The 22,477-nt window shown below is 43.2% G+C and carries 20 protein-coding genes; 5 read left to right on the forward strand and 15 right to left on the reverse strand.

Features of this window, described 5'->3' with window-relative positions:
- Positions 1 to 2: 2 nt before the first annotated feature.
- Positions 3 to 521 (reverse strand): RNA pyrophosphohydrolase, encoded by a 519-nt coding sequence (gene rppH / locus OCV36_RS13255; protein ID WP_009848435.1) that lies wholly within the window; start codon positions 519 to 521, stop codon positions 3 to 5.
- A 618-nt stretch (positions 522 to 1,139) separates the two neighbouring features.
- On the opposite strand from rppH, the gene mutH reads away from it, so the two are divergent.
- Positions 1,140 to 1,805 carry a DNA mismatch repair endonuclease MutH gene (gene mutH / locus OCV36_RS13260; protein ID WP_102550912.1) on the forward strand — a complete coding sequence of 222 codons (666 nt, stop codon included), beginning with the start codon at positions 1,140 to 1,142 and terminating at the stop codon, positions 1,803 to 1,805.
- Positions 1,806 to 1,892: 87 nt separating this feature from the next.
- Here mutH and OCV36_RS13265 read toward each other — a convergent pair whose 3' ends face one another.
- From OCV36_RS13265 to xerD, 8 genes are all read right to left on the reverse strand, one after another.
- On the reverse strand, positions 1,893 to 2,204 hold the full coding sequence (locus tag OCV36_RS13265) for a DUF6482 family protein (RefSeq protein ID WP_004735016.1): 312 nt from the start codon (positions 2,202 to 2,204) through the stop codon (positions 1,893 to 1,895).
- Positions 2,205 to 2,418: 214 nt separating this feature from the next.
- The gene (locus OCV36_RS13270) at positions 2,419 to 2,670 is read right to left on the reverse strand and encodes a DUF1127 domain-containing protein (protein ID WP_135458733.1); all 252 of its coding nucleotides are present in this window, start codon (positions 2,668 to 2,670) and stop codon (positions 2,419 to 2,421) included.
- 608 nt (positions 2,671 to 3,278) lie between these two features.
- Entirely contained in the window at positions 3,279 to 4,613 is a 1,335-nt protein-coding gene (gene vpsR / locus OCV36_RS13275; RefSeq protein WP_017072866.1) for a cyclic-di-GMP-binding transcriptional regulator VpsR, read from the reverse strand.
- A 272-nt stretch (positions 4,614 to 4,885) separates the two neighbouring features.
- The gene (lysS, locus tag OCV36_RS13280) at positions 4,886 to 6,418 is read right to left on the reverse strand and encodes a lysine--tRNA ligase (protein ID WP_017072865.1); all 1,533 of its coding nucleotides are present in this window, start codon (positions 6,416 to 6,418) and stop codon (positions 4,886 to 4,888) included.
- 98 nt (positions 6,419 to 6,516) lie between these two features.
- Positions 6,517 to 7,615 (reverse strand): peptide chain release factor 2 gene (prfB, locus tag OCV36_RS13285; protein ID WP_099426155.1). Its coding sequence is split into 2 segments (ribosomal slippage): positions 6,517 to 7,539 and positions 7,541 to 7,615, totalling 1,098 coding nucleotides; the frame shifts between segments, so codons are not numbered across the junction.
- A gap of 251 nt (positions 7,616 to 7,866) precedes the next feature.
- On the reverse strand, positions 7,867 to 9,603 hold the full coding sequence (gene recJ, locus OCV36_RS13290) for a single-stranded-DNA-specific exonuclease RecJ (protein ID WP_135458731.1): 1,737 nt from the start codon (positions 9,601 to 9,603) through the stop codon (positions 7,867 to 7,869).
- Between the two features lie 79 nt (positions 9,604 to 9,682).
- Positions 9,683 to 10,462, reverse strand: coding sequence for a thioredoxin fold domain-containing protein (locus OCV36_RS13295; protein WP_135458729.1), 780 nt, complete (start codon positions 10,460 to 10,462; stop codon positions 9,683 to 9,685).
- A 26-nt stretch (positions 10,463 to 10,488) separates the two neighbouring features.
- Entirely contained in the window at positions 10,489 to 11,403 is a 915-nt protein-coding gene (gene xerD, locus OCV36_RS13300; RefSeq protein ID WP_135458728.1) for a site-specific tyrosine recombinase XerD, read from the reverse strand.
- A gap of 150 nt (positions 11,404 to 11,553) precedes the next feature.
- Between xerD and fldB the strand changes: the two genes are divergently transcribed.
- On the forward strand, positions 11,554 to 12,075 hold the full coding sequence (gene fldB, locus OCV36_RS13305; RefSeq protein ID WP_004735008.1) for a flavodoxin FldB: 522 nt from the start codon (positions 11,554 to 11,556) through the stop codon (positions 12,073 to 12,075).
- Positions 12,076 to 12,227: 152 nt separating this feature from the next.
- Here the strand turns inward: fldB and brnQ are convergent, their stop codons facing one another.
- Entirely contained in the window at positions 12,228 to 13,541 is a 1,314-nt protein-coding gene (brnQ, locus tag OCV36_RS13310; protein ID WP_017072861.1) for a branched-chain amino acid transport system II carrier protein, read from the reverse strand.
- Between the two features lie 314 nt (positions 13,542 to 13,855).
- Between brnQ and OCV36_RS13315 the strand changes: the two genes are divergently transcribed.
- Together OCV36_RS13315 and srmB are read left to right on the forward strand one after the other, a co-directional pair.
- On the forward strand, positions 13,856 to 14,584 hold the full coding sequence (locus OCV36_RS13315) for a tRNA1(Val) (adenine(37)-N6)-methyltransferase (protein ID WP_102550875.1): 729 nt from the start codon (positions 13,856 to 13,858) through the stop codon (positions 14,582 to 14,584).
- Between the two features lie 107 nt (positions 14,585 to 14,691).
- Positions 14,692 to 15,957, forward strand: coding sequence for an ATP-dependent RNA helicase SrmB (gene srmB / locus OCV36_RS13320; protein ID WP_017072859.1), 1,266 nt, complete (start codon positions 14,692 to 14,694; stop codon positions 15,955 to 15,957).
- A 161-nt stretch (positions 15,958 to 16,118) separates the two neighbouring features.
- Here srmB and yaaA read toward each other — a convergent pair whose 3' ends face one another.
- On the reverse strand, positions 16,119 to 16,895 hold the full coding sequence (gene yaaA / locus OCV36_RS13325; RefSeq protein WP_135458726.1) for a peroxide stress protein YaaA: 777 nt from the start codon (positions 16,893 to 16,895) through the stop codon (positions 16,119 to 16,121).
- 242 nt (positions 16,896 to 17,137) lie between these two features.
- The gene (locus tag OCV36_RS13330) at positions 17,138 to 18,565 is read right to left on the reverse strand and encodes an alanine/glycine:cation symporter family protein (protein ID WP_029224740.1); all 1,428 of its coding nucleotides are present in this window, start codon (positions 18,563 to 18,565) and stop codon (positions 17,138 to 17,140) included.
- A gap of 712 nt (positions 18,566 to 19,277) precedes the next feature.
- Here OCV36_RS13330 and OCV36_RS13335 point away from each other — a divergent pair.
- Positions 19,278 to 19,466 carry a DUF3545 family protein gene (locus OCV36_RS13335; protein WP_017072856.1) on the forward strand — a complete coding sequence of 63 codons (189 nt, stop codon included), beginning with the start codon at positions 19,278 to 19,280 and terminating at the stop codon, positions 19,464 to 19,466.
- A gap of 228 nt (positions 19,467 to 19,694) precedes the next feature.
- On the opposite strand, the gene OCV36_RS13340 is transcribed toward OCV36_RS13335, so the two are convergent.
- From OCV36_RS13340 to nfo, 3 genes are all read right to left on the reverse strand, one after another.
- The gene (locus OCV36_RS13340) at positions 19,695 to 20,246 is read right to left on the reverse strand and encodes a hemerythrin domain-containing protein (protein ID WP_017072855.1); all 552 of its coding nucleotides are present in this window, start codon (positions 20,244 to 20,246) and stop codon (positions 19,695 to 19,697) included.
- Between the two features lie 86 nt (positions 20,247 to 20,332).
- Complete coding sequence (gene ung, locus OCV36_RS13345; protein ID WP_135458724.1) at positions 20,333 to 21,013, reverse strand: uracil-DNA glycosylase; 681 nt, start codon at positions 21,011 to 21,013, stop codon at positions 20,333 to 20,335.
- A gap of 474 nt (positions 21,014 to 21,487) precedes the next feature.
- Positions 21,488 to 22,396, reverse strand: a complete 909-nt coding sequence (nfo, locus tag OCV36_RS13350) for a deoxyribonuclease IV (protein WP_135458723.1) — start codon at positions 22,394 to 22,396, stop codon at positions 21,488 to 21,490.
- Between the last annotated feature and the right edge of the window lie 81 nt (positions 22,397 to 22,477).

Below are 22,477 nucleotides of genomic sequence, written 5' to 3' on the forward strand. Positions count from 1 at the left end.
CTTTAACCTCTACGCAATTTGCGTTTTCCTTTTGTTTTTCGCTCTTTAAACGGCATTGCTAAAGATGCGAATTCTTTCATCGCTCGACGGTAAACATCTCGCTTGAAAGAAACAACTTGTCGAACTGGGTACCAGTAACTCACCCAACGCCAACCATCAAACTCAGGTGTACTTCCACGCTGCATATTGATATGCGATTCATCGCAATCTAAGCGCAAAAGGAACCACTTCTGCTTTTGTCCAATACAGACAGGTTTAGAATCCCACCGAACCAGTCGTTTGGGTAGCTTATAGCGTAACCAATGACGACTTGTCGCGACGATCTTTACATCCTTTTTAGTAAGGCCAACCTCTTCATACAACTCGCGGTACATTGCCTGTTCCGGAGTTTCACCTTCATCGATTCCCCCTTGAGGGAATTGCCATGAATGTTGCCCGTATCGTTTAGCCCAGAAGACCTGACCATGGTTGTTACAGATTACAATACCAACATTTAATCGGTAACCATCGCCATCTATCACTGGCCAACCTCTATCCAAAATTTTTAATTACTCTGATTTTTCCACATATCCCCAATCGGAGCAAACTTAGTGACGTGATAAGCGCTATATTTATGAATATTAACTAGGAATATGGATAAGTTTTGCTCAAATTCTAGTTACCCACACAATAGTGAGACATAGACCACATTTATTCACCTTTTCTGTGAATAACTATGTGAAGAATTCCCCGCAATCGTTTTTTTTAATCCATAGATTCATCAACACTTAAAGTAACAAATCAAAACCAACAGATTTAAATCATTTAAAATCAATGAATTAATCAATATAATTACAATTTAAAGAACCATTGAAAAACAAAAGATCTTTTAAAAACAGAGCGTGGTTAAAGATCAACCACTCCGGTGTTTATCCACACTGACAAGGCAAAGATTCATTTTACCCCCCATTTAGCAAGCATTTTATCCACCACAAACCCCTGTTCATTTATACACTAAATTAATATTTCAATTAATTACCTTTATGTCCTGTGGATAACCATGAGTTTGATCCCTTTATTAATAAGGAGATCATTTCTTAACCAGTCGTCATATGGTGATAACTTCTGGTAAAATCGTTTTTTTGATCATGCCTTTTATTATGAAACCAGAACCACAAACTCAACAAGAGCTGTTAGACAGAGCGTATGCTATTGCCGGAATGACCTTTAAAGAGCTAGCCGATGAAGCCGAGATGGCAATACCAAACGACCTTAAGCGTGATAAAGGTTGGGTTGGGCAGTTATTGGAATGGCATTTGGGTGCGCCAGCTGGCAGTAAGCCAGAACAAGACTTTGCCAAACTAGGCATCGAGCTTAAAAGCATCCCGATTGGTTATTCTGGAAAACCTCTCGAAACCACGTTTGTTTGTGTCGCCCCGCTCATAGGTGTGCAAGGCATAACATGGGAAACTAGCCACGTTAGAAATAAATTGTCTAAAGTATTGTGGATCCCTGTTGAAGGCGAGCGAGAGATCCCGTTGGCAGAAAGACATGTCGGGTCGCCATTACTATGGGCACCAAGCAAGGCTGAAGACGAGATCCTGAAAAGAGACTGGGAAGAGCTGATGGAGTTGATTGTGTTAGGTAATGTAGAACAGATCACTGCGAGGCATGGAGAAGCACTGCATTTGCGCCCAAAAGCGGCAAACAGTCGTGTGTTAACGGAAGCTTATGGTTCTAGTGGTAAACCCATCAAGACTAAACCTCGTGGTTTTTACTTACGGACTCAGTTCACTCATAAGCTGCTTACGACACATTACGCATAGAGCTTTTTATCTAGCATAGATAGACAAAACTATCAGTATGTTACAAACAGCCTGTAACTAGAATTAACCTCTAGCTACAAACGCTCTCTAATGAGGTTTGAGCGCCAGCTCAATATCACAGTAGCTTTGACTTGGCTCATTACCAAACTCATCATACGCGTTGTGTAAACGAAGATAGGCCTTTTCAAAACCAAGTCGAAGTAACTCCTCTTTCACTTGATCCAAGGATCCAAAATGAAGCGGCTCGCCATCTTGTTTAACAGGCTCCAATTTATGCTTGTACTCTACGGCTAGTAAATATTCTGAGATATCAGAACAACCAATAACGTACACTTTCGGTGTTTGATAAGAGTCTTTATGCTCTCCATGTAACCACATGTCTAATTGATGCTTTTGCATAGCCGTCCTCCCTTGCTCTATAAAGAGTAGTAGAACTCTTTTCCTTTGCTAGATAACGACTTAAAAAGTCATACATAACGGCTTAAAAAAGCAAAAAAGAGAAGCAAGTGCTTCTCTTTTTTGGCCAGTTCTAGTTCAAAAGTTTGTACTTTCGACGCCATAACTATCACTGTTACTCATAATGGGGGTTGAAAGGTGCTATCAACCCCGCAGATTACGTCGGTATTCGCGCACTTAAGACACGGCGAAGATGACGCACTCGACGTTCAATAGTGACAACTTCTGGTTCAGAAAAACCAATTGGTCGACCATCGGCTTCAAGGCCAATATCTCTCAATAAGTGAGTATTGTACCAAGGTAGGTCATATGAACTTCGACGAACTTTTCGTTGCCATTCACGTTCTTCACGACGAAGATCTGCACGGATAAGGACTGTTGCTAGTTTTAAATAGACTGAGTGACGCATAATAACTCTCCAGTTGTTGAATAAACTGAGGAAAAATAGCGTGTTAGATAGTATGAGGGCTTCTCACTTAGCTGCTATTTTTCCGCAGCCAAATAAGGGTACGGATCTATTAGTTAGGTTTATCTTGGGTGTTTCGATCGGCCATGGCTGATATTTGTGGCATAGCAGCCACCATGTCAGTACACGGATCAAACGACGCGCAAATATGCTGTATAAAATCGAAATGTTTCATTTGCGCCTCCAAACTAACTAAAAAATCCAAAAAAAAATGGGATATAAAAGCAATTAAGTCTTTGTTAAAGCATTGCTTTCACGGTTAAAGTCTAACCAAGTGAGTATATAATTCAACCGCTAATTGATTTACACTTTTAAAACAATGCATTCACCTGAAATATCAGTTGCATATTCATTTAAATATAACATATTCACTATAATTATATAAAATCACAGCATATCTCTCTTAGCAATTCAGATATTAAAGAACGACTCAGCAATTAACTCGCGATCTAGCGGCCAAATGACGACTTACGAATACAAAAAAAAAGCCACGCATGATGACGTGGCTCTTGAATTTGTACCAACCAACAGAGTCATTGAGATTGAGAGATCTAAATAACACCTTCAGAAATCAGGCTGTGTTTGTTCAGCAAACGGTACATGGTTGCTCGTGATACTCCGAGTTCCTTAGCTGCCAACGAAACTTGCCCACCGTAAGATTCCAAGACAACCAGTAACGCGTCGCGCTCGGAACGCTCACGAATGCTTTTCAAGCTGCGGCGTTCATCATTCTGTTTTGGTAAATCGAGTTGGTGATCTTCAATGATCACCGTATCCGACATCAACACAACACGTTTGATCTGATTCATCAGTTCGCGCACGTTACCAGGCCAATGATAGCGATTCATCGAGCGGATAGCATCGTCTGAAAAGCTTTTCGCTTGAGCGTTAAACTCTTTTGAGTATTCTCGTAAAAAGTGATTCGCTAGAACCGAAATATCACTAACACGCTCTTTCAAACTTGGAACATGGATACGCAGTACATTGATGTAATGATAGAGCTCTTCATTGAAGTCTCCCTCAATCAAGGCTTTTTCGATATCAGATGAGTTCGCCGCCAAAATACGCACATCGATAGATTTAGGTCCTTCCACCGTATCTATCTTGCCTTCTTGTAAAAAGCGTAAAAGGTTCAGTTGTTGATTGCGTGGCATTGCCAATACATCGTTAAGCAAGATGGTTCCGCCATCGGCTTCTTGCAACATGCAAGGTGCAGCACCTTCCAATGCAGAGATACCAAACACCTCTGACTCTATTCTCATTTCAGACAAAGCACGGCAATTGACCGTCAAAAATGGTTTTTGCGATCGTGAAGAGTTTTGATGAATGGAACGTGCGATGGTCTCTTTACCGGCTCCACTCTCTCCGTAGATAAGAATACTGACATCTGTCGGCCCAATACGCTTTACTTGGTCTCTCAAGCGCTTCACAGCTACTGAGTCGCCCAGTAAGCCCATATTGTTATTGATGCCGTAATTTGGCCATACTTTCTGCTCAAGCTTGAGCATGCCCAGTTGATGACCAATAGTACTGAGCAGTTGAGTGTCAGGAATTGGTGCCGTGAAAAAGTCGATACAGAAGTTAACGATAAATTGGCAGATCGTATCGGAGCTTAATTGCGATTCACGGATAAAAGCGAGCCACCTCACCTGTTTGTTGTTACTCACGAGGTTAGCAATGCCATTGAGACTAAACTCATCATGGCTAAGATCCACAATGCCAATACATGGGCCAATGTCAGCAATCAAGGCATCTGCTTTTCGTAAATCTGCACACTGGGTACACTGCCAACCCACTTGTTCTAACACTGATAACCAGGGTTCGTACGCACCACCAACGACGATAAGAGAACCTGGTAAGGAATCCATCTTAAATTGAGTTCCCATCCTTCTTCCTTATTCTATTTTTATTTAAATCAGACTAATACGAGGTTTAATGCTGATAATTCGACAAAATGCCACGAGATCGTATTCAGCGCCGAGACGTATAATAGTGAGACTATCTTAGATTTTTTGTCTCAATAGTAAGACTATGTCAGAAATAGTGATTTTTCGAATCAAGAGTGCGGTACAGGCAAGGTTTTAAAGTCATAAAACAGAAAAAGCCACCCGAAGGTGGCTTTTCAATTAAATGATCTGTGACGAACCGTAAGCGAAAATTACGCTTGTGGACGCATTGCCGGGAACAAGATCACGTCACGGATTGTGTGCGTGTTTGTAAATAGCATAGCTAGACGGTCGATACCGATACCTTGACCCGCAGTTGGCGGTAGGCCGTGCTCTAGTGCAGTAATGTAGTCTGCATCGTAGTACATCGCTTCGTCATCACCCGCGTCTTTTGCGTTAACTTGTGCTTTGAAACGCTCATCTTGATCTTGTGCATCGTTAAGCTCAGAGAAACCGTTCGCTACCTCACGGCCACCGATGAAGAACTCAAAGCGGTCTGTGAAGAATGGGTTGCTGTCGCTACGACGAGCCAGTGGAGAAATATCCGCTGGGTAACCCGTGATGAACGTTGGTTGAATTAGCTGAGGCTCAGCCGTTTCACCAAAGATCTCTTCAAGAAGCTGACCACAAGTCCAGAATGTCTCAACGTACAGACCCACTTCTTCTGCAATTTTAACCATCAATTCTCTGTTTTGAAGATCATCTTCACTCAGAGCTTGAATGTTTGCATTTTCAGGCGTGTAGTGTTTGATTGCATCGAACATGCTCATGCGAGCGTAAGTGCCACCAAACTCAACCGTTTCATCACCGTAAGGCATAGAAGTAGAACCAAGAACGTCCATCGCTGCTGTGCTTAGCATCTCTTCCGTTAGATCCATTAGATCTTTGTAGTCAGAGTACGCTTGGTAGAATTCCATCATTGTGAATTCTGGGTTATGACGTGGAGAAAGACCTTCGTTACGGAAGTTACGGTTGATCTCGAATACACGGTCAAAACCACCAACCACTAGACGCTTAAGGTAAAGCTCAGGTGCAACACGTAGGTACATGTCGATGTCTAGTGCGTTGTGATGAGTGATAAAAGGACGTGCTGTTGCACCACCTGGGATCACGTGCATCATTGGCGTTTCAACTTCTAGGTAGCCTTTTGAGCTCATGAAGTTACGGATTGAAGACACAAGCTTAGAACGCACGATGAATGTGTTACGAGAGTCTTCGTTCACGATTAGGTCAACGTAACGCTGACGGTAACGCATCTCTTGGTCAGTTAGACCATGGAACTTCTCTGGCAGAGGACGAAGTGCTTTCGTTAGCAGTTCAAACTCTTCCATGTTCACGTAAAGATCGCCTTTACCTGATTTGTGAAGCGCACCTTTAACACCGATGATGTCACCGATATCTAGGCCTTGGTACTTCTCTTTCAGTACTTTTTGAACGTCTTTCGCTGCGTATGCTTGGATACGACCAGAAGTTTCTTGAATCGCAAGGAATGGACCACGCTTCGCCATAATACGACCAGCGATCGCAACGATGTGGTTAAGCTCTTCTAGCTCTTCCTTAGTCTTCTCACCGAATTCCGCTTGAAGATCGCCAGCTAGGTGCTCGCGACGGAAATCATTTGGGTGACCGTTCGCTTTGCAGTTCAAGCGGATGTGATCCAGCTTGCTACGGCGCTCAGCGATTAGTTTGTTCTCTTCACGTGAAGAAGCTTCTTGTGCGTTTTCGTTTTGAACAGCATCAGTCATTAGAGATGTACCTTGCTTTTATAATTTGGACAGCTATATTTTTGAAAATATAGGCATTTTTACCAATATTATTGGTAAAGCTTAATAGTTGGTGAAGCTTACAGACCTGATTTCAGGCTAGCTTCAATAAACTTGTCTAAGTCACCGTCAAGAACCGCTTGAGTATTGCGATTTTCGATGCCGGTGCGCAAATCTTTGATACGAGAATCATCCAGTACGTAAGAGCGGATTTGACTGCCCCAACCAATGTCTGATTTCGTTTCTTCGCTCGCTTGTTTTTCAGCATTTTGTTTTTGAATCTCAAGTTCAAAAAGCTTAGCACGTAGCTGCTTCATCGCTTGGTCTTTGTTCTTATGCTGCGAACGGTCATTCTGACATTGAACCACGGTGTTGGTTGGAACGTGAGTAATACGTACCGCCGATTCCGTGGTGTTTACGTGTTGACCACCAGCACCAGAGGCACGGTATACGTCAATACGTAAGTCAGAAGGATTAATATCGATCGTAATGTTGTCATCAATCTCTGGGTAGATAAACGCAGATGCAAATGAAGTATGACGACGGCCACTTGAATCAAATGGTGACTTACGAACTAGACGGTGAACACCTGTCTCTGTACGTAACCAACCATAAGCGTATTCACCAGAAATACGTACCGTTGCGCCTTTAAGGCCAGCAACATCACCATCAGACACTTCGATCACTTCAGTCTTGAAGCCTTTCGAATCTGCCCAACGTAAGTACATACGCAACATCATTGAAGTCCAATCTTGAGCTTCTGTACCGCCCGAGCCTGACTGTAAATCGATGTAGCAATCTGATGCGTCGTGATCGCCAGCAAACATACGACGGAATTCGAGTTTTTCTAGCTTAGCTTCTAGCTCTGCTAATTCTGGTTCGATTTCGTCAAACGTTTCTTGGTCTTCTTCTTCAACCGCAAGCTCTAATAGACCCTCAACATCCTCAACACCTTGGTCAAGTTGGTCGATCGTTTCTACTACTGCTTCCAATGCAGAACGTTCTTTACCTAGCGCTTGAGCACGCTCAGGTTCGTTCCATACATCCGGTTGTTCTAATTCTGCGTTTACTTCTTCTAGACGCTCTTTTCTAGCGTCATAGTCAAAGATACCCCCTCAGGATATTTGTGCGTTCAGACACATCCTGCAGACGGTTTTTAATAGGATTGATTTCAAACATTTTAGCTCATCATTTATGAGTAGAATTTAACCGAAGAATTGTACTCAAAAGTGTGACGGAGATACAGAATTTTTTAGAGCGGAAAGCCAAGATTCAACAACTTAATGGAATATAAAATTGACAGACAGAAAAAACACGTGAAATTTGTAAGGGAAAGAAAGAAAACAAGCCCTGTTATTGAACAGAGCTTGTTGAATTTAGCACTAAATGATGAACATCATTCAGTGAACGATAACGCTATTTAGCTTCAACTATTTGGCTTCAATATGGTCAACCATCAACTGCAACGATTGGTTGCCACGAAACTCGTTGATATCCAGCTTAAATGCTAGATGAACCGTTTTCACTGACGCATCAGGCCAACGACGTAAATCAACATTGAAGGCAATACCATCAATCATCACATTGGTTGGGTGGCCTTTATATAGAGGTTCTAGCATCAATTTAAGGTGTTTTTCACCTACCAGCTTTTGATGCAGCACTTTAAATTCACCATCAAAGATGGGTTCTGGGAAAGCCTGGCCCCACGGGCCACCTGAACGCAGAGTTTCGGCGGTATGCATTGAGAACTCTTCTGGCAACAACTCACCATCCGATAAGATAATGCCTTTGAGCGCAGTTTCTCCGAGCTCTTTTTTCACAACATCGTCGAACAGTTTATTGAAGCGATCAAAGTCTTTTTCCATGATGCTCAAACCTGCAGCCATTGCGTGACCACCGAACTTAAGAATCAATCCAGGGTTTTGTGTATCAATACGATCTAAAGCGTCACGCATATGCAAACCCGGAATCGAACGACAAGAACCTTTGATCGTCCCTTCTCCGCCATCTGCGAAAGCAATAACAGGACGATGGTATTTGTCTTTGATACGCGAAGCCAAAATACCAATCACACCTTGGTGCCAATCACGTTGGAACAGCGCCAAGCCAGAAGGCAAGTCATCTTTACCAAACTCAAGGCGCTCACAAAAAGCCATCGCTTCTTGTTTCATGCCCTCTTCGATCTCTTTACGTGTCTGGTTCAAGCCATCTAACTCGCTGGCCATTCGACGCGCGGCGTGAATGTTATTGCTCATCAACAACTCAACACCAAAAGACATGTCATCCAATCGGCCAGCCGCATTGATACGTGGACCAAGCGCAAAACCAAAATCGGAGGCGACTAAACGCTTAGCATCTCGCTTAGCAATTTCAATCAAGGCTTGAATACCCGGACGAGCTTTACCCGCACGAATGCGTTGTAGCCCTTGGTGTACCAAGATTCGGTTATTCTCATCGAGTGGAACCACATCCGCGACCGTACCAAGTGCCACAAGGTCAATCAGTTCCATCAGCTTAGGTTCTGTCATACCGCGCTCTGCAAACCAGTTCAATTTACGCATATGAACACAAAGTGCCATCATCAGATAGAAAGCGACACCAACACCCGCCAAGGCTTTCGAAGGAAAAGCGCAGCTCTCTAAGTTCGGATTGACCATCGCATCAGCGATTGGCAATTCATTCCCTGGCAAGTGATGGTCTGTAACCAGAACGTCTAGCCCTTTCTCTTTCGCGAAACGGACACCATCAATCGAAGAGACACCATTATCGACCGTCATGATTACTTCAGCGCCAAGTTCGATTGCCTGCTCGACAACCTCAGGGCTCAAGCCATAACCATCTTCAAAACGGTTTGGTACCAGATAATCAACGTTAGAGCTGCCCAACATACGCAGAGCAAGCACAGACAGTGCAGAACTGGTTGCGCCATCGGCATCAAAATCACCGACAATGATAATGCGTTTTTGCTGCTGAATCGCGTTGAACAACAGCTCTACCGCAGCATCGATACCACCCAGTTTTTGATAGGAGTGTAAGCCTTTCGCAGCCGTCTCCAGTTGCTCAGCACTGTCGATTCCGCGACTCACATAAATGCGCTTTAACAAGTCAGGTAAGTGAGCAGGTAAGACTGAAATGTCGACCTCAGGGCGGCGTTGGATCTCTATCATATAAAAATGGGCCCGATATCAATCAGGCCACTCCTTAAATCAAAAACATGGGGGATAAATTGGCAATACAGAAACGATATTATTGCTCTAAACGTTGGATAAGTTGTGCTGGCGGTAAGTAACCACTCACCAACTCGCCACTTGCTAGCACGATAGCTGGAGTGCCGTTAATGCCAAGCTCACGACCCAGTTGATACTGTTTCGCAATAATTTGCTTCTGCTCTGTGAGATCAGTACCAGCCGATGGCATTTCACGATTAACTTTCGCATTGTGCATCGCTGCTTTTGGATCTTCTGATGCCCAGATTGCTGCCATTTGGTCGGCAACTTGTCCAGTTGCGCCTTGGCGCGGGTAAGCCATGTAGCGAACGGTGATACCTAGGTCGTTATAGCCTTGCATTTGGCTATGCAGACGAACACAGTAACCGCACGTAATATCAGTAAATACTGTCACGACGTACTTTTCGTTATCTGCTTTATATTCGATGACGGTATCCGACATTGCTGCAACTTTTTCAGCATTTAATGGAGCTTGACGCTCAGCAAGCACATCGCTGAATTTACCGTTGTCGTCCAAAGAGTAAAGTGTACCGGCTAAAAAGTGATCGCCCTCTGGAGAAGAAAAGATAACACCGCTGTTCGTTTGAACCTCTAACAGACCATCGATATCCGAAGGAACAATCTTATCTACTTTGATACCGATTTTTTCAAAACGCTGAGTTAACGCTTCAGTATCGATAGCTTGAGCTGGAGCAACTTCTACGGCTGTTGATGTTGGTTCTACTTTTGCTTCTGATGCATTGCATGCAGTAATAATAAGAGGAAGCGCTAGTAAAGGAAGACGGCGTAATACGCTCATTAAGTTCACCTTAAAAATAAATGGATTTAAGCACGTGGATGATGCTGAGCGTGAATTTGCTTCAGCCTTTCTGTCGCCACGTGAGTATAAATTTGAGTTGTCGATAAGTCACTATGCCCAAGCAACATCTGTACGACCCTGAGATCTGCACCATAGTTCAGTAAATGAGTCGCAAAAGCGTGTCTTAATACGTGTGGTGACAATAACTCAGTATCGATACCAGCAATAACCGAATAATGCTTAATACGGTACCAAAACGTCTGACGGGTCATTTGCTTGGCACGTTTGCTAGGGAAAACGACATCAGAACTCTTTTCACCGAGTAATTGCGGGCGACCTTGTTCAATAAAAGTCTCTATCCAATCCACCGCATTTTCGCCCATCGGAACCAAGCGTTCTTTGCCGCCCTTACCAATTACACGAACCACGCCTTGTCTTAGGCTGATGTTTTCCATCGTTAAACTGACCAGTTCCGTAACACGCAACCCAGTAGCATAGAGTAACTCAAGCATCGCTTTGTCGCGAAGCTCAATAGGATCGTTGGGATCAGGTGACTCAAGCAAAGCATCAACTTGTTCTTCACTTAAATCTTTCGGTAGGCGGTGTGGCAGTTTAGGGCTGATCAACAATGCACTTGGGTCATCCCCTCTCACTTTCTCGCGGTGCAGGTATTGGAACAGACGACGAATTGCCGACAACATACGAGCTCGAGAAGTCTGTTTAAAATCGGCGTCGGCTAACCAACCTTGATAATCCTGTAACCCTGAAAGGCTAATAAAATCGAGACGATAATTATTTTTTTCCATCCACGTAAGTAGCTTTGACAAATCGGTACGATACGAGACAAGAGTATTCTCAGATAACCCTCTCTCCATCCACATAGCATCTAAAAACTGTTCAACGAGACCGTGGTCTGCGCTCTGCCCTTGAGGCGACTGCATAGTGTTACTCACAATATTGGAAACTGTTTTGAGAGTATGTCAGAGCAAATATGAATGCCATAAAAATTACGACTTGAGCGGATAATCGCTGCAATCGAAGTCGATTTATGGTTAGAATTCGCCATCTGAAATTAAAATCGAACGTTTGCTATGAAAATTGGATTATTTTACGGCTCAACCACCTGCTATACCGAAATGGCAGCAGAGAAAATTCGCGGCATTATTGGTGAAGACCTAGTTGATATCCATAACGTGAAAGAAACCCCTCTTTCTTTTATGGCGGACTACGACCTTTTACTGCTTGGCATCTCTACGTGGGATTTCGGTGAGATTCAAGAAGACTGGAATGAACTGTGGGAAGACATCGCAACCACACCAATGAAAGGCAAGGTTGTGGCACTGTTTGGTCTAGGCGATCAAGAAGGTTACGGAGAGTGGTTCTTGGATGCGATGGGTCTATTGCACGACGAACTAAAAACCGCCGGAGCAGAGTTTGTTGGCTTCTGGCCAAACGATGATAGCTACGAATTCGAAGCATCTAAAGCATTAACAGAAGACAAGTCTCAGTTTGTTGGTTTGGCTCTGGATGAAGATTCACAGTACGAACTCAGCGACGAACGTATCGCAACTTGGGTTGAACAAGTACTCGTCGAGTACAGCGAAAAGCTATAAGTTCTGCTTCCTTAGAGTTCAGAGCTAAGAGCTTCAGGCAGAAAGAACATCATCGATTAGATACAAAAAGGCCTCATTACTGCGAAGTAATGAGGCCTTTTCTATTCAATTTTTGATTGAATACAGACTAGCGATTTAATCTCAACGGAAGATTAAGCCGTCTCTTCTGCCATCTCTTGCTCTGTTGCTTTACCAACAAAGAACATGCAGATGATTGCCGCAGTCGTTGGTAATAACCAACCCATGCCGATCTCAAACAATGGCAGCATGTTAAGTGCAGATACATCGATACCCGCTACTTTAGCGCCATCGATAAGAGCAAACAGTAGAGACACTAATACAACCACACGGTAAGCGGCTTTTGGATTAGGGAAACGGCTACGCAAGAACGTCAGAGCAACCAACGCGATAGCGACTGGGTACAGTGCAAACAGCACGGGTACAGACAGAGAAATAAGCTGAGAAAGGCCAACATTCGCTACGGTTGCACAAGCCACACCGTTAATGATTACCCAAGTCTTGTAAGACAGCGGTGTTAACGAGCTGAAGTAATCAGAACATGCGGATACAAGGCCAATCGCCGTTGTTAGACAAGCTAGCAATACGATCACTGAAAGTACAAGCTGACCTGATGGGCCAAACAGTGATTGAACGTAAAGGCTTAAGATAGCGCCGCCATTGTCAGCACCCGCTGCAACTGTTGCACTCGTTGCGCCTAAGAAGAACAAAGAGATGTAAACAAACGCTAGACCCGCTGCTGCAATGCAACCTGCGCTGATCAGATACTTAGTCGTCGCCGCGCGATCAGTAATGCCTTTGCTGCGAATCGCATCAACAATCAACATGCCAAACATCAAAGAAGCAAAAGTATCCATGGTGTTGTAACCTTCAAGGAAACCTTTGGTTAGTGGCTGAGTAATGTATTCACCGTGTGCCGCAAGAATGTCACCCTGAGGGTTAACAAACACAGCAACTGCAAGTACAACCAAACCAACGAATAGTACAGGCGTAAGTACCTTACCAATGACGTCAATAAGTTTACCTTGCGACCATGAGAAGAACATCGCTACCACAAAGAATGCAATAGAAAAGAGCGTAAGGTGAGCTTGAGAGGCATCAATGAAGAACGGCTTCACCGCCATCTCATAAGCAACAAGGCCAGTACGCGGTGCAGCAAATGCAGGACCAATGATAATAAAGATCAGCACAGCCATGATGGTTGCTGCTCGCTTAGGAAGATCTTTAGTTAGGTGACCCCAAGAACCACCAGCCACTGCCACAGCAATAATAGTGATTAATGGCAGACCAACGGCAGTCAGCAAGAAACCAAACATAGCGGGAAGAAAGTGGTCACCAGCCAATTGGCCAGCAAGAGGTGGGAAGATAATGTTACCCGCACCTAAGAAAAACGCAAAAAGCATAAAGCCCAATGCCGTTATATCTGTTAGTTTTAGACTCTGTTTCACAGATAATCCTTAATTATATTTATGAGTTTATGTTGTGCTTACATGAATGTTACAGCTCAAGGCTGCCAATCAATCTTTAAAATAGTCGCGCATAATGACGAAACACTTAGCTAGCTGCAAGTCACCATAAAAAAACACCATATAAATTTGCATATGCGAACCAAAAGCAGTGGATTACACTGGAAATGGAAAAATAGACATAATTATAAACTAACCATAACGCACAACAATAGTTACCCAACCAGAACATTGATCCATACAACTGGTTAACATTAGAGCTAATCACTTAAAATATCTCGATACTCAGAACATTAATGACAGATAAAACAATAGAAACCAAAAGCTTCAATTTTAAAAAATTCTCTATTTACGGTGGACAAAGCGGTATGCCAGTCAGCACAGATGGCGTGCTACTCGGAGCGTGGACTAACCTTGCTCCGAAATCATCGGTACTCGATATAGGAACAGGAACAGGGTTGCTGGCCTTGATGGCTGCGCAGCGTTTTGAGGATGCTTTAATCTCTGCGATAGATATTGATCAGCACGCGATTAACGCAGCTACAGTCAACATTGAACAGTCGCCTTGGCAAGATCGTATATGTCTTCATCATGGCAGCGTTTTAACCTCTGATTTCCCGCTCGTGTTTGATGCAATCATCTGTAACCCGCCCTACTTCAACTCTGGTGAACAGGCACAACAAAGCCAAAGAGCCACGGCCAGACACACCGATAGCTTGGAGCATCTTGAGCTTGCTCAGCGCTGTTTCGAGATCACGACCGAAGCCGCTACCGCCAGCTTCATACTACCGACTCCAGAAGGAGAAGGTTTCATTAAGCTTGCCCAGCAATGTGGTTGGTATCTAGCAAAACGCCTTGATGTGAAAACAACAGACAAAAAACCAGCTAGCCGAATCTTGTTTGAGTTATCTAAAGATCCTGCTTGCGAGCAAGATTTGCAGTGTGAATCGCTCACGATCCACAACAATAATGGTTATAGCGAGGCATTTATTGCACTTACTAAAGATTTTTATCTCAAGATGTAGCAAATACCATGTGATCCTAATCACTAATGCTTCTATAATGTCCGACTACTCTTTTTTATCGTCTGCTTTTTGAGGCAGAAACATTTATTGCTTGTGGAGAAACAACAGTGATCAGAACCTTTGCAGAACTCGATCTAAACCAAGAGCTGCTTAAAGCAATTGACGAAATGGGCTACGAACGCCCAACACAGATACAAGCTGAAGCTATCCCACAAGCGTTAGATGGAAGAGACGTTTTGGCTTCTGCGCCAACAGGTACTGGTAAAACAGCTTCATTTGTATTGCCAGCATTGCAATACCTACTGGATTTCCCACGTAAGAAATCTGGCCCTGCACGTATGCTTATCCTGACGCCAACGCGTGAGCTAGCAATGCAAATCACCGAACAAGCACGTGAACTGGCCAAATACACTAGCCTGAATATCTTTACGATCACAGGCGGTGTGATGTACCAAGAGCACGCTGATATCTTAAGTACTACCCAAGATATCGTAGTAGCAACACCTGGTCGTTTAATGGAATACATTGAAGGCGAGCGTTTTGACTGTCGTGCGATTGAATGGCTAGTACTGGATGAAGCCGACCGTATGCTAGATATGGGCTTTGGTCCTGTTGTTGACCGTTTGTCAGCAGAGTGTCGCTGGCGTAAACAAACTTTACTGTTCTCAGCAACGCTAGAAGGTAAAGGTATTGAAGGCTTCACTGAAGATCTACTTAAAAACCCAGCGGAGATCGATGCTAAATCATCGCTTCGTGAGCGTAAGAAAATCACTCAGTGGTACCACCGTGCCGATTCAGCTAAACACAAACTTGATATCCTAAAACATATCATCACAGAACAAGCTGAACGCAGCATCATCTTCTTGAAGACTCGTGATCGCCTAGGTGATCTTCGTGCTCAGCTAGAAAGCGCAAAAATCCCATGTGTGTGGATCCAAGGTGAAATGCCTCAAGATCGTCGTAACAACGCTATCGCTCGTTTCCGTGATGGTTCTATCAACGTATTGCTAGCAACCGATGTGGCAGCTCGTGGTATCGACCTTCCAGATGTCAGTCACGTGATCAACTACGACATGCCACGTACCGCTGATGTATACCTTCACCGTATCGGCCGTACGGCTCGTGCAGGTAAGAAAGGTAACGCGGTTTCTATCATTGAAGCGCACGATCAGTTAATGATTGAACGTGTAGCTCGTTACACTGAAGACGCGATCAAAGAACGCTTTATCGAAGGCATGCGCCCTACGCATAAGAAAGCCGCGGTGACTAAGAAGAAGAAGCCGAATAAAGAAGATAAGAAAGCGGTAGCGAAACAAAAAATCGCTAAGAAAAAGAAAATCGCTAAGAAAAAGAAAGCCGTTAAGAGCAAGTAATTTAACGTCTTCAATGATTCAATAAAAAGCCCCATGCAGTTCTCTGCATGGGGCTTTTCTCTATCAGGGATATATTAAAATCAGAACATGTTGTTATCGTAATATGTTGTTACTGCAGTATGTCGTTACTGCAGTCTATTGATATCTCGAATCGAGAGCCGTTAGTTTTGCTCTTCACGCTTGAAGACTAACTCTTTAGCATTCGATTCTTCTTCAACGAAGTAGTAACCCGCCGTATCAAATTGAGTCAGCGCTTCGACTGAATCGATTTTGTTCTCAATAATATAGCGAGCCATCATGCCACGCGCTTTCTTCGCGTAAAAACTGATCACCTTGTACTGACCGTTCTTACAGTCTTTAAATACTGGCGTAATGATTTGACCATCAAGGCTCTTCGGCTTGACGGCTTTAAAGTATTCGTTCGATGCCAGGTTGATCAACACATTGTCACCTTGAGCGTTCAGAGCTTCATTCAGCTTATCTGTGATGATATTGCCCCAGAATTGATACAGGTTAGTACCGCGAGCATTGGCTAAGCGTGTACCCATCTCTAGGCGGTAAGGTTGCATCAAATCCAATGGCTTCAATAAACCATATAAGCCAGAAAGCATGCGCAGGTGATTCTGTGCGTAGTCAAAATCATCGTTCGACAGAGTTTCAGCATCTAAGCCAGTGTAGACGTCACCTTTAAACGCCAAAATAGCTTGGCGAGCGTTATCTTGGGTAAAAGTCTCATTCCACTGCTCAAAGCGCGCTACGTTCAACCCTGCGATTTTATCGCTAACTTTCATCAATGCAGAGATATCTGCTGGCGTCAGTTTACGGCACTCTTCAATCAACTCAGCGGAATGTTCAACAAACTCAGGTTGGCTGAAGCGCTCAGTCGCTAATGGTGATTCGTAATCAAGTGTTTTGGCTGGAGAAACGACAACTAACATAACTTTACCCTAATCGGTTATCTAACTGGATGCAGCTAGAGTATAGAAAAAACATTAACTTGTCTTTATGACTCTTCCTATTACTTTGATAGACAGATCTAGCTATAAGCCGCTTACAAAGAAAAGGTCGCAGACAAAGAAAAATCAGACACATAGAAATCGCAGGTAAAGAAAAAGGCTAAGGTCGAAACCTTAGCCTTTCTAATCGTTTTAGGTTGAGCTATCCATCGCTCCAACAAAAATTACTTCTTGTTGTTAACCCAAATACCGTCTTCCAATTGAGCCTTAAGCTCAGGGAAATCGTCCGCATCGAACGTTGGTACTTTACCCGCGTCTAGTTGACGGTTGTAATCTTTCGCTAGCTTAATCACGATGCCTGATAGCAAGATAATCGCTACCAAGTTAACAATCGCCATTAGACCCATAGATACGTCAGCAAGAGCCCATACCGTTGGCAGTGTCGCTAAAGAACCAAACATCACCATACCCAGAACAACAATACGGAACAGTACTAGACCTTTCTTGTTGTTGTGCTCTAGGAAGATAAGGTTCGTTTCAGCGTACGAGTAGTTTGCAATGATTGAAGTGAAAGCAAAGAAGAAAATTGCTACCGCGACAAAGATACCACCCCATTCGCCCACTTGTGCTGTTAGTGCACGCTGCGTTAGTTCGATACCCGTTACTTCACCGTGTGGTACATACTCACCAGACATCAAGATAATTGCTACTGTTGCAGAACAGATAACAATAGTGTCCATGAATACGCCTAGCATTTGCACATAACCTTGTGATGCTGGGTGCGGCGGGTAAGGCGTTGCAGAAGCTGCTGCGTTTGGCGCAGAACCCATACCGGCTTCGTTCGAGAACAAACCACGTTTGATACCGTTAATCATCGCTTGAGCAATCGCATAGCCTAAACCACCCGCTGCGGCTTCTTGTAGACCAAACGCACTCTTGAAGATAAGAGCCAAAACTTCAGGCACTTTCTCAATGTTCATTAGCATTACGTAGATAGCTATCGCTAGGTAAGCCAATGCCATGACTGGAACAATAATTTCTGCGGTACGCGCAATCTTACGGATACCACCGAAGATAACGAATGCAGAGATAATTACGATACCAACACCAACATAACCGCGCTCAAAATCGAATGCTGTATTCATCGCACTTGCGATTGCATTAGCTTGAACGGCATTGAATACAAGACCGAATGCGATGATTAGGAAGATAGAGAATAAAACTCCCATCCAACGCATACCTAGGCCTTTCTCCATGTAGTATGCAGGACCGCCACGGTAGTTACCGTCGTTATCACGCGTTTTGTATAGCTGTGCTAGTGTGCTTTCTGCAAACGATGTTGCCATACCTAGCATTGCGATTAGCCACATCCAGAAGATAGCACCTGGGCCACCAGCGGTAAGAGCAACAGCAACACCTGCCATGTTACCTGTACCGACACGAGCAGCAAGACTAGTACAAAGAGCTTGGAAAGAAGAGATACCAGCACTGTCTGCTTTACGGCTGTTTCGAAGAACAGAGAACATATGGCCAAAATGGCGGAATTGAATGAAGCCTAGTCGTACAGTGAAGTAGATACCCACACCAACTAGCAAGTAAACTAAGATAGATCCCCAAAGGAGATCGTTCATCAAATTGATTAAGTCTGTCACGTGAACCTCGTAATTGAGTTTAAGCACTGATCTTGCTTCCGAGCCTTCCTCTAGATCACCTATGCCAGTGTCAATAGTTGTGTCGGCATTAGTTTTATATTTATTTGCTGCGATCTAGATTGTAAATGTCGCTTCATGCATCCATTTTACGTATCAGTGTATTTTTTGACGGGCGGATAATGCAGCGAGACGGCCTAAAAATCAATATGCAATCACATTTATATTTAAATGACATTTCACTAATAATACACCTTTTGTTAACACAATTTAAAACAATTGAGCCCAATAAAAGTCACATTATCGGGACATAATCTCAACAACAACCAGTACCTCACCAGAACAAGAACACCATCCCATAAAAATGGCGTCAGCCTAGGCTTTACAAGGTATAGTGAAGATCTGTGCATTTTTCTAGAACAACAAGATTCCCATATCGCACAGCATAATGAGCAACTCAATGCATTGTAGTCAAAATGATATCCCTTTCGCACAATGAATTAACATTCAAGAACCCCTAATTTAATCGTTTACTTAGGTTTGTTTGCTTGTTTTTTGTACATTAAAATCACTGCAATGTGTGAGCATGCATAAAAAAACAGAACAAAAACTTCATAGATTTGAAACAAATGAGAAACAAATCAAGGTTATTGTAGAACTAAATATGATATTTAATGGTTCGTAAGAACGAGTCCCACGGAAGGAGATATGGCTTATGGATAGCTTTCAATTCGATGATATATCAGAACTAGAAATGCCTCGAACAACTCAAAAAACACGCTCTAAACCACTCAAGCGTAAATGGCGTGAAATCGAGGCAATCAACGATCGTAAACAGCTTGAGAAAGAGCTAAGAGAGATGAACCTAGGTCTCGACTTTAGCCTCGACGATATAAAGCTTTAATCAGCACGACAAGAAAATACAGTACGATAATAAATAGAAACTAAAAGGCACCTTTATAGGTGCCTTTTTATTGTATGTGTCCCGTCCTGAATATGGTCACTCGCCAATTCAAAGCGTTTTTGAACGCCAATAACCGAAGATAAAGGCCGAGTAAGTACAAGATGACTAATATAGAAGACACCTAAAAAAAGAGGCGCTTAAAAACTCATATTAGCGGTTATTCATGAACTAAACGCACTCTTGTTCATTTTGTCGTACACGAGCCGCGAGCTGGCGGTATTGATCAGCAATCGTCTCTCCAAAGACAGGATCGTTTTCCGGTTGAAGCCATTGCAACTCAACCTCTTGCCAATCTTTTACAGTAAATGCCTCAATAATCATCGGCAACACATGCTTCTCTTCATATTCCATATGTTTTCGCTGCGCTTTTACAAAGGCTTCAAGCTGCTCAATAAACACGTGCTGAGGAACCACCGCGTCTTGGAGGATCATGTCGACTAAACCCAAAAAATCGGCGGTTTTTTCCGAAAGCAATTGATGCTCTAGCTCCAAGTCTTCAATCACTTGGTCACTGCCATATTGCTTAAGGTAATACCGATAGATGACATCTTCTTTAGGATGATGCACCTTGTCTGAATGGTTCATCAAGTAATGAACCACCTCTGCAATCAGGCTATAGTTTATTTCACGCTCTTGCTTTAGACACTCTAACTTGTTATTGAGAATCGCGAGCAAACGCGCCATATAACCATGCTCTCGTCTTATCCTTTCAATCATCATAGTATTGCACTCCATTACACCTACTATTTACAAGTGTATACGAAGATACTTATTTATGGTTTGACCCTGCTCAGAAAACCACCAATCTACAATTCTGTTGGTAATAGCCAATCAATAGGTTGTTGATCAATAGAAGAAAGCAGCTTATTCGTTGTTGAGAAGTGCTGACAACCGAAGAAACCACGACGTGCGGATAATGGCGATGGATGAGGTGCGACCAGCACATGATGTTTGTCTGCATCAATCGTTTGGCCTTTCTTCTGAGCATGTGCGCCCCAAAGCAAAAAGATGACCGGTTGAGAACGCTGATTCAACTCAGCAATAATGGCATCAGTAAAAGTTTCCCAACCACACTTAGCATGTGAGTGCGCTTTTGCCTCTTCTACTGTCAGTACCGTATTTAGCATCAATACCCCTTGTGACGCCCAAGTATCAAGATATCCATGGCTAGGGATCTCAAAGCCTTCTATGTCTTGTGCGAGTTCCTTGTACATATTACGCAGCGAAGGTGGGATTTTAATGCCAGGTAGCACAGAGAATGCTAAACCGTGAGCTTGGTTAGCACCGTGATAAGGGTCTTGCCCTAGGATAACCACGCGTACAGACTCAAAAGGCGTCATCTCGAAAGCACTGAACACCTGCTCCTGGGGAGGGTAGATGGTTTTCCCACTATTACGTTGCTGTTCGACAAAAGTGAGAACACTCTGAAAGTACTCTTTCTCACGTTCATCATTAATAATGGATTCCCAAGTTTTTGGTGCGCTCATCGTTTTACTTCCCAATCATCAAGGTTTCTAGGGCGTGTTGACCTTTCACCAGACAAAAAATAGCTGTATCGGCTAACTGTCCTAAATAAGGCTCTAGTTATACCTCATACAGCTATCAATAAACATGATGTGTAGGGTTCGCTTCTTGAGAAGTCGCTGTTTCTTGATAAACCGTCCTCTCTTGAGTAGTCACCTTTATTAAGTAAACACTGTTTCTTGAAAACTAATAGAGGTACTGCAATTTAAATTAAGTTCGATTAACCACTTTTTTGCGGTGTACGATGGTGGCCGTGACTATGAACATGACGGTTTGGTGTCGGTAAACGACTGGCTACAGCTACAGTTGAAGTTTGGGCTTGTGAATACATAAAGGCACCTCCTATAAGACTTCGTGAACTACATATTCACTTTAAGACTATGAAAGAAAGGTGCCAATTATGAGAAATAGAAGGAAATTAATTTTCCCCTCTATTATTACGCATCTTCACTTTCAGCCATTACTGAGTAATGAAACATTCTAAGTTGTTGAATTTCCTCTTTCCAAATCGTTGAATCAATAGTTTCTAAGATTAAAGGAATACCATTAAAGCGAGAATCTGAAGCGATATACTCAAAACAATCCCAGCCAATTTCACCTTTTCCTAAAGAATGATGTCTATCAACTCGGCTTGCGAACTCAGCTTTTGAATCATTGATGTGCATTGCTCTTAGATAGTGCATACCCACGATACGATCGAACTCTGCAAAAGTATGCTCACACGCTTCTTTTGTTCGTAGGTCATAACCGGCAGTAAAGGTATGGCAGGTATCTAAGCACACACCCACGCGTGACTTATCTTCTACTTGGTTGATGATCTCTGCTAGGTGCTCAAACTTCCACCCTAGGTTAGTGCCCTGCCCTGAAGTATTCTCAATCACCGCAATCACATCAGGTACCGCTTGGTGAGCCAGGTTGATCGATTCAGCGATCTTCGCCAAACATTCGCTTTCTGAGATTTTCTTTAAATGACTCCCAGGATGAAAATTCAACAGCGTTAACCCAAGTTGATTACAACGCTCCATTTCATCAATAAAGGCCGCACGCGATTTCTCTAGCTTCTCTTCTTCTGGTGCTCCTAAGTTAATAAGGTAGGAGTCATGAGGAAGAATGTGTTCGGCACTAAAACCTAACATTTTGCAGTTGGCTTTAAAGGCGCTGATGGTTTTAGCTTCGAGTGGTTTTGCAGCCCATTGTCTCTGGTTTTTAGTAAACAGTGCGAACGCATTCGCACCAATCTCGCGAGCGCGCATTGGCGCTTGATCAACACCGCCAGCAGCAGACACATGAGCACCAATAAACTTAATATTAGTTTCAGGTTTTGAGGATGAATTATTGTTTGTCATTAAATCACTTTACACTTTTAGAATGCTTAATAAATAAAGGGTCGTATCGTTTGTAGTTCAATAAAAACACAACAAATGTAG

Source organism: Vibrio echinoideorum (genome assembly GCF_024347455.1).
Lineage (GTDB): Bacteria > Pseudomonadota > Gammaproteobacteria > Enterobacterales > Vibrionaceae > Vibrio > Vibrio echinoideorum.